The sequence below is a fragment of the Pseudomonas sp. NPDC089406 genome, from assembly GCF_044900265.1.
Classification (GTDB): Bacteria; Pseudomonadota; Gammaproteobacteria; order Pseudomonadales; family Pseudomonadaceae; genus Aquipseudomonas; species Aquipseudomonas fakonensis.
Window position 1 is genome coordinate 45,951 of record NZ_JBJDNC010000005.1, and the last position, 15,180, is coordinate 61,130.

Here is a 15,180-nt window from a genome sequence, read left to right on the forward strand (position 1 = left end):
GTCTTCGGGGTCTGTCATCTGCCGGTAATGGCCGACGATGACTCGCCTGAAGGTTGACCTTGTGGAAGGATAGTTTGTTCGATCGGGGTTGGCCGGAAGGGCCTGTCGCGCGGCCTGCTTGCTCCCGCGCAAAGTGCGTGGGAGCAAGCAGGCCCCGGGATGTTTTCAGGTCAGATACGGAAGCTGCCGACCAGTTGCTTGAGGCGCCCGGCCTGCTGCTCAAGGTCGGAGCAGGCGCGCAGGGTGGCCTGCAGGTTTTCCACGCCTTCCTGGTTGAGCATGTTGATTTCGTTGATGTCCATGTTGATCGAGTCGACCACCGAGGTTTGCTCCTCGGTCGCCGTGGCCACCGACTGGTTCATGCCGTCGATCTCGCCGATGCGCTGGGTCACGCTGCCCAGGCGCTCGCCGGCCTGGTTGGCGATGTCCATGCTGTCCTGGCTGTGGCGCTGGCTCTGGTCCATGGTGTCGACCGAAGCGCGGGCGCCGACCTGCAGCTCTTCGATCATGGTCTGCACCTGCTGCGCCGACTCCTGGGTGCGGTGCGCCAGGTTGCGTACTTCGTCGGCGACAACAGCGAAACCACGCCCGGCCTCACCGGCGCGGGCGGCCTCGATGGCGGCGTTGAGCGCCAGCAGGTTGGTCTGCTGGGAGATGCTGGTGATCACTTCGAGGATCTGGCCGATGTTGACGGTCTTGCTGTTGAGCGTCTCGATATGGCCGCTGGAGCTGACGATCAGGTCCGACAGGCGGTTCATCGCCTCGATGTTGCGCTGCACCACTTGCTGGCCTTCCTCGGCCAACAGGCGCGCGGAGCTGGCGTGTTGCGAGGCCTGGGCGGCGTTGCCGGCGATCTCCTGGGCGGCGGCGCCGAGCTGGTTGATGGCCGCGGCGACGCTGCTGGTGCGGTTGGACTGCTCGTCGGAGTTGCTCATCGACGAGTTGGAGGCGCTGATCACCCGCAGGGCCACTTCGTTGACCTGCTCGGTGGCCGACGACACTTCGCGGATCGAGCCGTGAATACGCTCGACGAAGCGGTTGAAGGCGGTGCCCAGGGTGCCGAATTCGTCGTGGGTGTGGATGTCCAGGCGGCGGGTCAGGTCGCCTTCGCCCTCGGCGATGTTCTCCATGGCGCGGGTCATGGTGTGCAGCGGCTGCAGCAGCACGCGGATCAACAGCCCGAGCAGGGCGATGATGATCACCACCGCCACCAGGGTGGCGATCACCGCCGAGGTGCGGAACTTGCTGAGCATGCTGAAGGCCTTGTCCTTATCCACCGACAGGCCGATGTACCAGTTGGCCGACGGCAGGCCCTGCACTTTGGTGAAGGTCAGCAGGCGGGTCTTGCCGTCCACTTCGACTTCGGTCAGTTCGCGGGACAGCTTCGGTGTGTGCTGCGGGAACAGGTCCGACAGCGACTTCATCACCAGGTTCTTGTCCGGGTGCACCAGGATCTTGCCCTGGTCGTTGACCAAAAAGGCATAGCCCATGCCGCCGAAGTTCAGCGAGTTGACGATCTCTACCAGGCCGTCCAGGGCCAGGTCGCCGCCGACCACGCCGACCGAGCGCGAAGCGGTGCTGATGATCGAGATGACCATCTTGTTGGTGGCCATGTCGATGTACGGCTCGGTGAGCATCGGGCCGCTGGCGTTCAGGCCGTCCTTGTACCAGGGGCGTACGCGCGGGTCGTAGCCGTCGGGCATCTTGGCGTCGGGGCGCACGGTGAAGGTGCCGTCGGGTTGGCCCAGGTAGATGGTCAGAAAGCTTGAGGTCAGGGCGTTCATGCCCAGCTGGGTGCCGATGTTCTGCGGGTTCTGCGCCAGGTTCTGGGCGACGTTCTCCACCAGCTTGATGCGCCCTTCGAACAGGTTGCGGATGTTGGTGGAGGTGGAATCGCCCATCTCGCCGAGGTAGTTCTCCAGGTCGGCGCGAATGGCATTACGCTGGAGGTAGTCGTTGTAGAGGGTGAACAGGCTGAAGGCGAGGATCACGATCAGTGATGCTGCCAGGAGAATCTTGTGGCTGAAACGAAGGCTTTTATTCATGACGTGATCGCGTCCGCTAAGGTTTTTTATCGGGTCGTTCGCACAAAGCACGGTAGAAAATCAGTGCAACTGGTCCCGTGAATCCTTACGGGGGCTACTGAAATGCAGGAATTAATCACTACGAACTATCGGCAGTCATCGGGCAGAACTTGAGCGGAGGGTGGTGCGTCATGTCGGATATTTCAAAAATGATTGTAGGAATGTGCCCAGATGGCCAGCCGGTGTCGCAAAGCCTGCGCCTGGCCAACCGCCACGGCCTGGTGGCAGGGGCGACCGGTACCGGCAAGACCGTCACCTTGCAGCACCTGGCCGAGCTGTTCAGCGATGCTGGCGTGGCAGTGTTCGCGGCCGATGTGAAGGGCGATTTGTGTGGCCTGGGGGCGGCGGGTTCGCCCCAGGGCAAGGTGGCCGAGCGGATTGCCAGCATGCCGTGGCTCGGACACCAGCCCAAGGCCTACCCGGTGACCCTGTGGGATGTCGCCGGGCAGTCCGGCCACCCGCTGCGCACCACCTTGAGCGAGATGGGGCCGTTGTTGCTGGGCAACCTGCTGGAGCTGACCGACAGCCAGCAGGCGGCCTTGTACGCCGCGTTCAAAGTGGCCGACCGCGAAGGCCTGCTGCTGCTCGATTTGAAGGACCTCAAGGCGTTGCTGGCCCACTTGAAGGACAACCCGCAATTGCTAGGCGAGGACAGCGCGCTGATGACCAGCGCCTCTACCCAGGCGTTGTTGCGGCGCCTGGCCACGCTGGAGCAGCAGGGCGCCGAGGCGTTGTTTGGCGAGCCGGCCCTGCAGCTCGAAGACCTGTTGCACCCGGCCGCGGACGGGCGCGGGCGTATTCATCTGCTCGATGCCAGCCGCCTGGTGCACGAGGCGCCCAAGGTATACGCGACCTTTTTGCTGTGGCTGCTGGCCGAGCTGTTCGAGCAGTTGCCCGAGCGCGGTGATGCCGACAAACCGGTGCTGGCGTTGTTCTTCGACGAGGCGCACCTGCTGTTCAACGACACCCCCAAGGCCTTGCAGGACCGCTTGGAGCAGGTGGTGCGGCTGATCCGCTCCAAGGGCGTGGGGGTGTATTTCGTCACCCAGTCGCCGGGTGATCTGCCCGACGCCGTGCTGGCCCAGCTGGGGTTGCGCATCCAGCACGGGTTGCGCGCGTTCACCGCCAAGGAGCAGAAGTCGCTGCGGGCGGTGGCCGATGGCTTTCGCCCCAACCCTGGGTTCGACAGCCTGGCGGTGCTGACCGAGCTGGGTATCGGCGAGGCATTGGTGGGCACCCTGGAAGACAAGGGCACCCCGGCCATGGTGCAGCGGGTGCTGATTGCCCCGCCGCAGTCGCGCATCGGGCCGTTGACTGCGGCCGAACGCAGCGCGCTGGTGGCCGCCTCGCCCCTGGCCGGGCGCTATGACAAGCCGTTCGACCGTGAGTCGGCCTATGAAATGCTCACCCGGCGCAAGGGCGAGCCGGTGGAGCCGGCGCCGCAGCCCAAGGCTGACGAGGAGAGCTTCGCCGACAAGGCGGGGGATTTTCTGCAGAGTGCTGCCGGGCAGGCGATCAAGTCGGCAGTACGCCAGGCGGCTAACCAGCTGGGGCGCCAGTTGGTTCGGGGGTTGATGGGGTCGTTGTTGGGGGGCAAGAAAAGGTAGGTCTGTTGCGGCCCTATCGCGGGGCAAGCCCGCTCCCACGCCAATTACCGGGTTCCAACCGGGGGCGTGGGAGCGGGCTTGCCCCGCGATAGGGCCTTGACCGGAAAAACCAAAAAGGCGCCCGAAGGCGCCTTTTCAATGCAGCAACTGCACTCAGCCGATGGCTTTGGAAGCCAGCCAGAACAGGCCGGCAGCCAGGCCCATCGAGGCCGGCAGGGTCAGTACCCAGGCCAGCAGGATGGTTTTCACCGTGCCGCCTTGCAGGCCGCTCTTGTTGGCGACCATGGTACCGGCCACGCCCGACGAGAGTACGTGGGTGGTCGATACCGGCAGGCTGAACACGTTGGCCATGCCGATGGCGCAGGCTGCGGTGATCTGCGCCGACATGCCCTGGGCATAGGTCATGCCCTGCTTGCCGATCTTCTCGCCGACGGTCAGTACCACGCGCTTCCAGCCGACCATGGTGCCCAGGCCAAGGGCCAGGGCGACCGCGACGATGACCCAGAACGGGGCATATTCGGTGGTGGCGGTGAGGTCCTTGCGCAGCTTGTCGAGGTCGGCCTTTTCACGGGCTTCAAGGCCCGGCAGCTTGCCGACTTTCTTGGCGGTGTCGTCCAGGCACAGCAGGTAGCGGCGCACTTCGACGCGCTTGTCGGCGCTCAGGTCGCGGTAGTCGGTCACACCGTTCAGCGAGGTCTGCAGCGCGGCGATGGTCGGCTCGGTCTGCTGCGGGTTGCAGCTGAACTGCTCCGGCAGGTCGTTGGACTTGGCCTTGCCCAGTGCCAGGAACTCGCCGAGGGTGGCGGCGTTGCGCTGGTAGAACTGGCTCATGTGCAGGGTGGCGTCGCGGGTGCGTTCGATCTGGTAGGTGGTGCTGTTCAGGTCCAGTACGAACTTGGCCGGCACGATACCGATCAGCACCAGCATGATCAGGCCGATGCCCTTCTGGCCGTCGTTGGAGCCGTGCACGAAGCTTACGCCCATGGCCGAAACCACCAGCACCAGGCGGTTCCAGAACGGCGGGTGCTTCTTGTCGTCGAGCTTGCGGCGCTGGTCGGGGGTTTTGTGCATCTTCGACAGCGGGCGCCACCACTTCAGGCCCAGCAGCACCAGGGCGGCCACGGCGAAGCCGGCCATCGGCGAGACCACCAGCGACATGGCGATGTCGATCGCCTTCTGCCAGTTGACGCCGTCACCCAGCGGGATGTCGTTGATCATGGCATTGGCCAGGCCCACGCCGAGGATCGAGCCGATCAGGGTGTGCGAGCTGGAGGCCGGGATGCCGAAGTACCAGGTGCCGAGGTTCCAGGTGATGGCCGCAGCCAGCAACGAGAAGACCATGGCCAGGCCGTGCCCGGTGTTCACGTTGATCAGCAGCTCGACCGGCAGCAGGTGGACGATGGCGTAGGCCACCCCGACACCGCCGAGCAGAACCCCGAGGAAGTTGAACACGCCGGAGAAGAACACGGCCAGTTGCGGTGGCATGGCTTTGGTATAGATGACGGTGGCTACCGCGTTGGCGGTGTCATGAAAGCCATTGATGAACTCGAATGCGAGCACGAAGGTCAGGGCGAGCATCAGGCTCACGACGACCCAGGCATCCAGTCCGCTGAATAAATCGATCATGAAGGGTTTTCTGGCGGTCTTAGGGGGGCGGGATTATGCCAGAAAACCATGGCAATCGATGCACCTGCCGCAGACCGATGGCAGTCGCCCGATGCGCGGGCCGGGCGACAATTGAATTGCCTGCGGGCGCAAACTTGCCCGGAAAATTCTGAAAAATGCAGCAATTTCAAGGAATTGGCGTGTAAGTGGTGTTTTCGGCTTGTTTCAAACGCTTGTATGAAATTTGTGTAATTCCATTTCATCCAAGGCGTTTCGGTAAAGATAGGCCCGTGCCAGCCGCCTGTCGGCTGATGGCACGGTGATATCGAGCTGGCCTCAGTCGTCCGCCGGGCGCAGTTCCTTTTCCATCTTCTCGAGCTCCTGGGCGAACGCCTGGTCGTGCACGGTGGCCCGTTTGCGCCAGGGTTTGCGTTCGGGGTCGGGTTGTGCGGCATAGGTGGTCACTTCGCCACCGTAAACATCCTTGTAACGTTCTGCCTGGCGCTCGAGTTCTGCGCGCAGTTCATCTTTCGTCACAGTAATACCTGAACTGGTTGAAGTTGGGTGCTGGCGTTAGTGCACAGGGTGATTGTGCGGATACAACACCAGGGTACGTTCGCCATGGCAGCCGCAAGCCTTGGACTGGCGGCGGGTTGTCAGGCGAGGAGCGGGGTGCTTTGCAGCCAGTATTCGAATACCGGGCCCGGCACGCCGCTGATTATAGCAATGCTCACGGCCAAGGCCACGGGTAGTGTACCGGGCTGTGAAGTTGTACGAGTTCGTTAACCGATTGGTCCTTGCGCAACAGCGGAAGTTCAAACGGCTGTTATCGGAAGTTTCACTTGCCGAGGGCGGAACTGAGAGCCGGGGGCGGAAATGAAAACGGCCTCGCGGTTGGGCGAGGCCGTTGCCTGGGACTTCTACGGTGGGTACCTGACCAGTCTCTCCAAAGAAGCCACATGTGGCAGGGGAAAGGTATAAGCAAAAGTGTCGGCGGTCAATTGCGATTATCGGCCGTTCGTTCGATAATCGCACAAGCTCCCGATTTTTTGAGGCATGCCCATGAATGACGAAACCAGCAGCCCGATGGCCATCGAGCCGCCACGCGGCACCAGCGCGGCGTTGGCCCCGCCAATCGTGGCGTCGCCGGCCAAGCGTATCCAGGCCTTTACCGGCGATCCGGATTTCATGACCTCGCTGGCCCGTGGCCTGGCGGTGATCCAGGCGTTCCAGGAGCGCAAGCGCCACCTGACCATCGCCCAGATCAGCCACCGCACGGAAATCCCCCGCGCCGCCGTGCGCCGTTGCCTGCACACGCTGATCAAGCTGGGCTACGCCACCACCGACGGGCGCACCTATTCGCTGCTGCCCAAGGTACTGACCCTGGGCCACGCCTACCTTTCGTCGACGCCGCTGGCGGTGTCGGCACAGCCGTACCTGGACCGCATCAGTGACCAGTTGCACGAGGCGGCCAACATGGCCACCCTCGAAGGCGACGACATTCTTTATATAGCCCGTTCGGCGACAGTGGAGCGGCTGATTTCGGTGGACCTGTCGGTGGGCGGGCGCCTGCCGGCCTATTGCACCTCGATGGGCCGCATCCTGCTGGCGGCCCTGGATGACGCCAGCCTGCACGAATACCTCGAGCGCGCCGACCTCAAGGCCCGCACCAGCCGTACCCTGCATGACCATGACTCGTTGTTTGCCTGTATCCAGCAGGTGCGCGAGCAGGGCTGGTGCGTGGTGGACCAGGAGCTGGAGCAGGGCCTGCGCTCGATTGCCGTGCCGATCTACGATGCTTCCGGGCAGGTGCTGGCGGCGCTGAATGTCAGTACCCATGTGGGCCGGGTCAGCCGCACGGAGCTGGAGCAGCGTTTCTTGCCGATCCTGCTGGCCGCCAGCCGCGACCTCTGCCATCAGCTGTTTGGTTGAGACATTACCCCTGTAGGAGCCGGCTTGCCGGCGATGAGGCCATCAGCATCAGTGCAAGGCTCACCGGCCCTATCGCCGGCAAGCCGGCTCCTACAGGGTATCTGCTGGCATTGATCCTGTAGGAGCTGGCTTGCCAGCGATAGGGCCCTGGCAGGCGCAGCAAAAGAGATGGCCTGCACCATAATCGAACACGCCACCACTTTCCTGTTCGATAAACGCACAATGTCGTTTGCGACGAATTGCGCAGCCCACGCCCGCTGATTAATGTCTTTCGCACAAGTCGGCTTTGCCGACCCAGACAATAACAACAGGGCCACAAAGGGCACCCCCATGACTACCCGCACACTCCCGTTGCATTCCGGCTGACCAAGGCCACCGCACCCTCAGACATTTCCCGTTCCTGCGCCTGAGCCGTACGCAGTAGCCTGCCTGCGCCTTTCATCCGGATAACAACAATGAACAAACCGCAATCCACCGTCGGCAACTGCCTCGACGTCCAGTCGTTCATCAACGACCAGCCGCTGTCCCGCTACCAGTGGCGGGTGGTGATCCTGTGTTTTCTGATCGTCTTCCTCGATGGCCTGGACACCGCAGCCATGGGCTTCATCGCCCCGGCACTGTCCCAGGAATGGGGCATTGACCGCGCCAGCCTGGGCCCGGTGATGAGCGCTGCGCTGATCGGCATGGTGTTTGGTGCCCTGGGTTCCGGGCCGCTGGCCGACCGCTTCGGGCGCAAGGGTGTGCTGGTGGGCGCGGTGCTGGTATTCGGCGGCTTCAGCCTGGCCTCGGCCTACGCCACCAACGTCGACCAGTTGCTGGTGCTGCGCTTTCTGACCGGCCTGGGCCTGGGCGCCGGCATGCCCAATGCCACCACACTGCTGTCTGAATACACCCCCGAGCGCCTCAAGTCGCTGCTGGTGACCAGCATGTTCTGCGGCTTCAACTTAGGCATGGCTGGCGGCGGCTTCATTTCCGCCAAGTTGATCCCGGCCTATGGCTGGCACAGCCTGCTGGTGATCGGCGGGGTGCTGCCGCTGCTGCTGGCGGTGGTGTTGCTGGCCTGGTTGCCGGAGTCGGCGCGCTTTCTGGTGGTGCGCAACCGTGGTACCGACAAGGTACGCAAGACCCTGGCCCCGATTGCTCCGGCAGTGGTGGCCCAGGCGTCGAGCTTCAGCGTGCCGGAGCAGAAGGCCGTGGCTGCGCGCAACGTATTCGCGGTGATCTTCTCCGGCACCTTCGGGCTGGGCACCGTGCTGCTGTGGCTGACCTACTTCATGGGCCTGGTGATCGTCTACTTGCTGACCAGCTGGCTGCCGACCCTGATGCGCGACAGCGGCGCGAGCATGGAGCAGGCGGCGTTCATCGGCGCGCTGTTCCAGTTCGGCGGTGTGCTCAGCGCGGTGGCCGTAGGCTGGGCGATGGACCGTTTCAACCCGCACAAGGTGATCGGCATCTTCTACCTGCTGGCCGGGGTGTTCGCCTACGCAGTGGGGCAGAGCCTGGGCAACATCACCGTGCTGGCGACCCTGGTGCTGGTGGCGGGCATGTGCGTCAACGGCGCGCAATCGGCCATGCCATCGCTGGCGGCGCGCTTCTACCCAACCCAGGCGCGCGCCACCGGGGTGTCGTGGATGCTCGGCATCGGCCGCTTCGGTGCGATTCTCGGGGCCTGGAGCGGGGCTACCCTGCTGGGGCTGGGCTGGAACTTCGAACAAGTGCTGACCGCGCTGCTGGTGCCGGCGGCGCTGGCCACGGTCGGTGTTGTGGTGAAGGGGCTGGTGAGCCACGCCGACGCGACCTGATTCCCGTGTGGCGGCGCGATCCCTTGTAGGAGCGGGGGGGGGGGGGGGGGGGGGGGGGGGGGGGGGGGGGGGGGGGGGGGGGGGGGGCGGGGGGGGGGGCGGGGGGGGGGGGGCGGGGGGGGGGGGCGCGCCGCCCCACGCGACGGCCCCGGCCGCCCCCCGCCCCCCCCCCCCCCCCCCCGCCCCCCCCCCCCCCCCCCCCCCCCCCCCCCCCCCCCCCCCCCCCCCCACCCCCCCCCCCCCCCCCCCCCCCCCCCCCCCCCCCCCCCCCCCCCCCCCCCCCCCCCCCCCCCCCGCTCCTACAGTGGCGCTTTCGCATAGATGGATAGCAGGGCAACAAACGGTTCGATAATCGCACAAAAGTGCGATTATCGGATTGTCTGAACCCCGCCAGGCTCCTTAATCTGAGCTCATCGCAGCGACGCATCGGCCCGCTGCTCACCGACCGACTCGTCCTGACCAGGAGTCTCCAATGGCAGCAATCCTCTCGCTTCACGAGGCTGTGAAGCAGTTCATCCAGGATGGTGACACCGTCGCCCTCGAAGGCTTCACCCACCTGATCCCGACCGCCGCCGGTCACGAGATCATCCGCCAGGGCAAGCGCGACCTCACACTGGTACGCATGACCCCGGACCTGATCTACGACCAGCTGATCGGTGCCGGTTGTGCGCGCAAGCTGATCTTCTCCTGGGGCGGCAACCCCGGTGTCGGCTCGCTGCACCGCCTGCGTGACGCGGTGGAAAAACAGTGGCCGCAGCCCCTGGAAATCGAAGAGCACAGCCACGCCGACCTGGCCAACGCCTACGTGGCCGGCGCCTCCGGCCTGCCGTTCGCGGTGCTGCGCGCTTATGCAGGGTCCGACCTGCCCAAGGTCAACCCGCTGATCAAGAGCGTCACCTGCCCGTTCACCGGCGAAGTGCTCGCCGCGGTACCGTCGGTACGCCCGGACGTGACCGTGATCCACGCGCAAAAAGCCGACCGCAAGGGCAACGTGCTGCTGTGGGGCATCCTCGGCGTGCAGAAAGAAGCCGCCCTGGCGGCCAAGCGCTGCATCGTCACCGTCGAAGAGATCGTCGATGACCTGAACGCACCGATGAATGCCTGCGTGCTGCCGACCTGGGCCCTGAGCGCGGTGTGCCTGGTGCCGGGCGGCGCCCACCCGTCCTACGCCCATGGCTACTACGAGCGTGACAACCGCTTCTACCAGGCCTGGGACCCGATCGCCCGCAACCGCGAGTCGTTCACCGCCTGGATCGACACCTACATCCGTGGCACCGCCGATTTCAACGAATTCCAGGCCAAGCTGGCCAGCACCGCGGAGGCCGCGCAATGAGCTACTCCACTTCCGAAATGATGACCGTCGCCGCCGCCCGCCGGCTGCGCAACGGTGCCGTGTGCTTCGTCGGCATCGGCCTGCCGTCCAAGGCCGCCAACCTGGCGCGCCTGACCTCGTCGCCCGATGTGGTGCTGATCTACGAGTCCGGCCCTATCGGTGCCAAGCCGAGCGTGCTGCCGCTGTCGATCGGTGACGGCGAGCTGGCCGAGACCGCCGACACCGTGGTGCCGACCGGCGAGATTTTCCGCTACTGGCTGCAGGGTGGGCGTATTGACGTGGGCTTCCTGGGTGCTGCCCAGGTGGACCGCTTCGGCAACATCAACACCACCGTGGTGGGCGATTACTTCGCGCCCAAGACCCGCCTGCCGGGTGCCGGTGGCGCGCCGGAGATCGCCGGTTCCGCCAAGCAGGTGCTGATCATTCTCAAGCAGTCGCCGCGTGCTTTCGTCGACAAGCTGGACTTCATCACCTCGGTCGGCCACGGCGAAGGCGGCGATTCGCGCAAGCGCCTCGGCCTGCCTGGTGAGGGCCCGGTGGGCATCATCACCGACCTGTGCATCATGGAGCCGGAAGCCGGTACCCATGAGTTCGTGGTGACGTCGATTCACCCGGGCGTGACCCGCGAGCAGATCGTTGCTGCCACTGGCTGGGCGATCCGCTTCGCCGACAACGTGCAGGAAACCGCGGCCCCGAGCGAGGTCGAGCTGACCGCCTTGCGCGACCTCGAAGCCCGCACCGCCGCCGCCCACGGCCAAGTGGCAGGAGAAGCCTGATGCGCGACGTATTCATCTGCGATGCCATCCGCACCCCCATCGGCCGCTTCGGCGGCGCCTTGGCCGGCGTGCGTGCCGACGACCTGGCGGCGGTGCCGCTGAAGGCGTTGATCGAACGCAACCCGGGCGTGCAGTGGGAGCAGCTGGACGAGGTGTTCTTCGGCTGTGCCAACCAGGCCGGTGAAGACAACCGCAACGTCGCGCGCATGGCCCTGCTGCTGGCCGGCCTGCCCGAGAGCATCCCCGGTGTAACCCTCAACCGCCTGTGCGCCTCGGGCATGGACGCCATCGGCACCGCGTTCCGCGCCATCGCCAGCGGCGAGATGGAGCTGGCGATTGCCGGCGGCGTCGAGTCGATGTCCCGCGCGCCGTTTGTCATGGGCAAGGCCGAGAGCGGTTATTCGCGCAACATGAAGCTTGAGGACACCACCATTGGCTGGCGCTTCATCAACCCGTTGATGAAGAGCCAGTACGGCGTCGACTCGATGCCCGAGACCGCCGACAACGTGGCTGACGACTATCAAGTGTCCCGCGCCGACCAGGACGCCTTCGCCGTACGCAGCCAGCAAAAAGCCGCCGCAGCCCAGGCTGCTGGCTTCTTTGCCGAAGAGATCGTGCCGGTGCGCATCGCCCACAAGAAGGGCGAGACCCTGGTCGAACAGGACGAGCACCTGCGTCCGGACACCAGCCTGGAAGCGCTGGCCAAGCTCAAGCCGGTCAACGGCCCGGACAAGACGGTTACCGCTGGCAACGCCTCGGGCGTCAACGACGGCGCGGCAGCACTGATTCTGGCCTCGGCGGAGGCGGTGAAAAAGCACGGCCTGACCCCACGCGCCCGGGTACTGGGCATGGCCAGTGCCGGTGTGGCGCCACGGGTAATGGGCATCGGCCCGGTGCCGGCGGTGCGCAAGCTGACCGAGCGCCTGGGCGTGGCGGTGAGCGATTTCGATGTGATCGAGCTCAACGAAGCCTTCGCCAGCCAGGGTCTGGCGGTGCTGCGTGAACTGGGCGTGGCTGACGATGCGCCGCAGGTGAACCCCAACGGCGGTGCCATCGCCCTTGGCCACCCGCTGGGCATGAGCGGCGCGCGCCTGGTGCTGACTGCGCTGCACCAACTGGAGAAAACTGGCGGGCGTAAAGGCCTGGCGACCATGTGCGTGGGCGTTGGGCAGGGCTTGGCGTTGGCCATCGAGCGGGTTTGACCTGTACCGGCCTTTCGCGGGGCAAGCCCGCTCCCACGCCTGTCACCCGTAGGAGCGGGCTTGCCCCGCGATAGGCCATCAGCCAAGACACAAGGTTAAAGGCCAGCCCCCCAAGCGGAACGAGTGTGTTACTAGGTATGTCTAGACTTACCTAGGACCCTCCAGGAGCAAACCCACCATGACTTCCAGCTATTACACCGGCGAAGAACGCAGCAAACGCATCTTCGCCATCGTCGGTGCCTCATCGGGCAACCTGGTGGAATGGTTCGACTTCTACGTCTATGCCTTCTGCGCCATCTACTTCGCCCCGGCGTTCTTCCCCTCCGACGACCCCACCGTGCAGTTGCTCAACACCGCCGGGGTATTCGCCGCAGGCTTTTTGATGCGCCCGATCGGTGGCTGGATCTTCGGCCGCCTGGCCGACCGCCACGGGCGCAAGAACTCGCTGATGATCTCGGTGCTGATGATGTGTTTCGGCTCGCTGATGATCGCCTGTCTGCCGACTTATTCGAGCATCGGCACCCTGGCCCCGGCGCTGCTGTTGCTGGCGCGGCTGATCCAGGGCCTGTCGGTGGGCGGTGAGTACGGCACCACCGCCACCTACATGAGCGAGGTGGCCCTGCGCGGCCAGCGCGGCTTCTTCGCCTCGTTCCAGTACGTGACCCTGATCGGCGGCCAGTTGCTGGCGGTGCTGGTGGTGGTGATCCTGCAGCAACTGCTGACTGAAGACGAACTGCGCGCCTGGGGCTGGCGCATCCCGTTCGTGGTCGGCGCCATTGCCGCGCTGATCTCGCTGATGCTGCGCCGTTCGCTGCACGAAACCAGCAGCGCCGAAACCCGCAAGGACAAGGACGCCGGCAGCATCAAGGGGCTGTTCCGCAACCACACGGCAGCCTTCATTACGGTGCTGGGCTACACCGCCGGCGGTTCGCTGATCTTCTACACCTTCACCACATACATGCAGAAGTACCTGGTGAACACCGCCGGCATGAATGCCAAGAGCGCCAGTTTCGTGATGACCGGGGCGCTGTTCCTGTTCATGATTTTGCAGCCGGTGTTCGGCATGCTCTCCGACCGCATTGGCCGGCGTAACTCGATGCTGCTGTTCGGCGCCCTGGGTACGCTGTTCACCGTGCCGCTGTTGATGGCGCTGAAAACCGTGACCAGCCCGTTCATGGCCTTCGTGCTGGTGAGCCTGGCGCTGTGCATCGTCAGTTTCTACACCTCGATCAGCGGCCTGGTGAAGGCCGAGATGTTCCCGCCGCAGGTGCGCGCGCTGGGCGTGGGCCTGGCCTATGCGGTGGCCAACGCCGCCTTTGGTGGTTCGGCCGAGTACGTGGCCCTGGGCCTGAAGACCCTGGGCATGGAGAACACCTTCTACTGGTACGTGACGGCGATGATGGCGATTGCCTTCCTGTTCAGCCTGCGCCTGCCGAAACAGGCCGAGTACCTGCACCATGACCATTAAGGACGTTGCATGAGCAACCAACTGTTCGACGCCTACTTCACCGCGCCCGCCATGCGCGAGGTGTTCTGCGACCGCGGCCGGTTGCAGGGCATGCTCGACTTCGAAGCCGCCCTGGCCCGCGCCGAGGCCGCTGCCGGGCTGGTGCCGCACAGTGCGGTGGCGGCCATCGAGGCGGCCTGCAAGGCCGAACGCTATGACGCCGGCGCCCTGGCCACGGCCATCGCCACGGCCGGCAACTCGGCGATCCCGCTGGTCAAGGCGCTGGGCAAGGTGATCGCCAGCGGTGTGCCGGAGGCCGAACGCTACGTGCACCTGGGCGCCACCAGCCAGGACGCCATGGACACCGGGCTGGTGCTGCAACTGCGCGATGCTCTGGGGCTGATCGAAAGCGCCTTGGGCACGCTGGCCGACAGCCTGGCCCGCCAGGCCCTGCAGCATGCCGACACGCCAATGGTGGGGCGCACCTGGTTGCAGCATGCAACGCCGGTGACCCTGGGCATGAAGCTGGCCGGCGTGCTGGGCGCGCTGACCCGCCACCGCGAACGCCTGAAGGAGCTGCGCCCGCGCCTGCTGGTGCTGCAGTTCGGCGGTGCGTCGGGCAGCCTGGCGGCGCTGGGCAGCAAGGCGCTGCCGGTGGCCGAGGCGCTGGCCGAACAACTCAAGCTGAGCCTGCCCGAGCAACCCTGGCACACCCAACGTGACCGCCTGGTGGAGTTCGCCTCGGTGCTGGGCATGATCGCCGGCAGCCTGGGCAAGTTCGGCCGCGATGTCAGCCTGCTGATGCAGACCGAAGCCGCTGAGCTGTTCGAGCCTTCGGCGCCGGGCAAGGGCGGTTCCTCGACCATGCCGCACAAGCGCAACCCGGTGGGCGCGGCGGTGCTGATCGGCGCCGCGACCCGTGTACCGGGGCTGGTCTCGACGCTGTTCGCCGCCATGCCCCAGGAGCACGAACGCAGCCTGGGCCTGTGGCACGCCGAGTGGGAAACCCTGCCAGAGATCTGCTGTCTGGTTTCGGGCGCGCTGTACCAGGCGCAACTGATCGCCGAGGGTATGCAGGTGGATGCCGAACGCATGCGCCGCAACCTCGACCTGACCCAGGGCCTGGTACTGGCAGAAGCTGTGAGCATCGTGCTGGCCCAGCGCCTGGGGCGCGATCGTGCCCACCATTTACTGGAGCAATGCTGCCAGCGCGCGGTGGCCGAACAACGCCACCTGCGCGCGGTGCTGGGGGACGAGCCGCAGGTCAGCGCCGAACTGACCGGCGAAGAACTCGACCGCCTGCTCGACCCTGCCCATTACCTCGGCCAGGCCCGCGTCTGGGTGGCGCGCGCCGTGGCTGAACATCAACGTTTCACTGCCTGAAGGAGACCG

11 protein-coding genes and 1 pseudogene are annotated in these 15,180 nt (G+C 65.4%); 8 read left to right on the top strand and 4 right to left on the bottom strand.

The window, feature by feature from the left end:
• Positions 1-170 precede the first annotated feature (170 nt).
• Entirely contained in the window at positions 171-935 is a 765-nt protein-coding gene (locus ACI2KK_RS05050; RefSeq protein WP_369992119.1) for a methyl-accepting chemotaxis protein, read from the bottom strand.
• Between the two features lie 93 nt (positions 936-1,028).
• Positions 1,029-2,045 (bottom strand): annotated as a pseudogene (locus tag ACI2KK_RS05055) (cache domain-containing protein); the annotation flags it as partial.
• Positions 2,046-2,215: 170 nt separating this feature from the next.
• Here ACI2KK_RS05055 and ACI2KK_RS05060 point away from each other — a divergent pair.
• Positions 2,216-3,691, top strand: coding sequence for a helicase HerA-like domain-containing protein (locus tag ACI2KK_RS05060; protein ID WP_404668112.1), 1,476 nt, complete (start codon positions 2,216-2,218; stop codon positions 3,689-3,691).
• Between the two features lie 153 nt (positions 3,692-3,844).
• On the opposite strand, the gene ACI2KK_RS05065 is transcribed toward ACI2KK_RS05060, so the two are convergent.
• Both ACI2KK_RS05065 and ACI2KK_RS05070 read right to left on the bottom strand, forming a co-directional pair.
• Entirely contained in the window at positions 3,845-5,317 is a 1,473-nt protein-coding gene (locus tag ACI2KK_RS05065) for an inorganic phosphate transporter (protein WP_404668113.1), read from the bottom strand.
• A 315-nt stretch (positions 5,318-5,632) separates the two neighbouring features.
• Positions 5,633-5,833, bottom strand: coding sequence for a hypothetical protein (locus ACI2KK_RS05070; protein WP_217887903.1), 201 nt, complete (start codon positions 5,831-5,833; stop codon positions 5,633-5,635).
• A gap of 525 nt (positions 5,834-6,358) precedes the next feature.
• Here ACI2KK_RS05070 and pcaR point away from each other — a divergent pair.
• The 7 genes from pcaR (at position 6,359) to ACI2KK_RS05105 (ending at position 15,171) form a co-directional block, all read left to right on the top strand.
• Positions 6,359-7,228 (top strand): pca regulon transcriptional regulator PcaR, encoded by an 870-nt coding sequence (gene pcaR, locus ACI2KK_RS05075; RefSeq protein ID WP_217841981.1) that lies wholly within the window; start codon positions 6,359-6,361, stop codon positions 7,226-7,228.
• Positions 7,229-7,683: 455 nt separating this feature from the next.
• Positions 7,684-9,030 (top strand): MFS transporter, encoded by a 1,347-nt coding sequence (locus ACI2KK_RS05080; protein ID WP_217841983.1) that lies wholly within the window; start codon positions 7,684-7,686, stop codon positions 9,028-9,030.
• Positions 9,031-9,502: 472 nt separating this feature from the next.
• A complete protein-coding gene (locus ACI2KK_RS05085) occupies positions 9,503-10,363 on the top strand; it encodes a CoA transferase subunit A (protein ID WP_217841984.1) in 861 nt (286 codons plus the stop codon).
• Positions 10,360-11,139 carry a CoA-transferase subunit beta gene (locus ACI2KK_RS05090; protein ID WP_404668114.1) on the top strand — a complete coding sequence of 260 codons (780 nt, stop codon included), beginning with the start codon at positions 10,360-10,362 and terminating at the stop codon, positions 11,137-11,139. The genes ACI2KK_RS05085 and ACI2KK_RS05090 overlap by 4 nt, the downstream gene beginning before the upstream one ends.
• A complete protein-coding gene (gene pcaF / locus ACI2KK_RS05095) occupies positions 11,136-12,341 on the top strand; it encodes a 3-oxoadipyl-CoA thiolase (RefSeq protein WP_404668221.1) in 1,206 nt (401 codons plus the stop codon). Before ACI2KK_RS05090 ends, pcaF begins: the two co-directional genes overlap by 4 nt.
• 178 nt (positions 12,342-12,519) lie before the next feature.
• Positions 12,520-13,809 carry an MFS family transporter gene (locus tag ACI2KK_RS05100; protein WP_404668115.1) on the top strand — a complete coding sequence of 430 codons (1,290 nt, stop codon included), beginning with the start codon at positions 12,520-12,522 and terminating at the stop codon, positions 13,807-13,809.
• A gap of 9 nt (positions 13,810-13,818) precedes the next feature.
• The gene (locus tag ACI2KK_RS05105) at positions 13,819-15,171 is read left to right on the top strand and encodes a 3-carboxy-cis,cis-muconate cycloisomerase (protein WP_404668116.1); all 1,353 of its coding nucleotides are present in this window, start codon (positions 13,819-13,821) and stop codon (positions 15,169-15,171) included.
• Positions 15,172-15,180 lie beyond the last annotated feature (9 nt).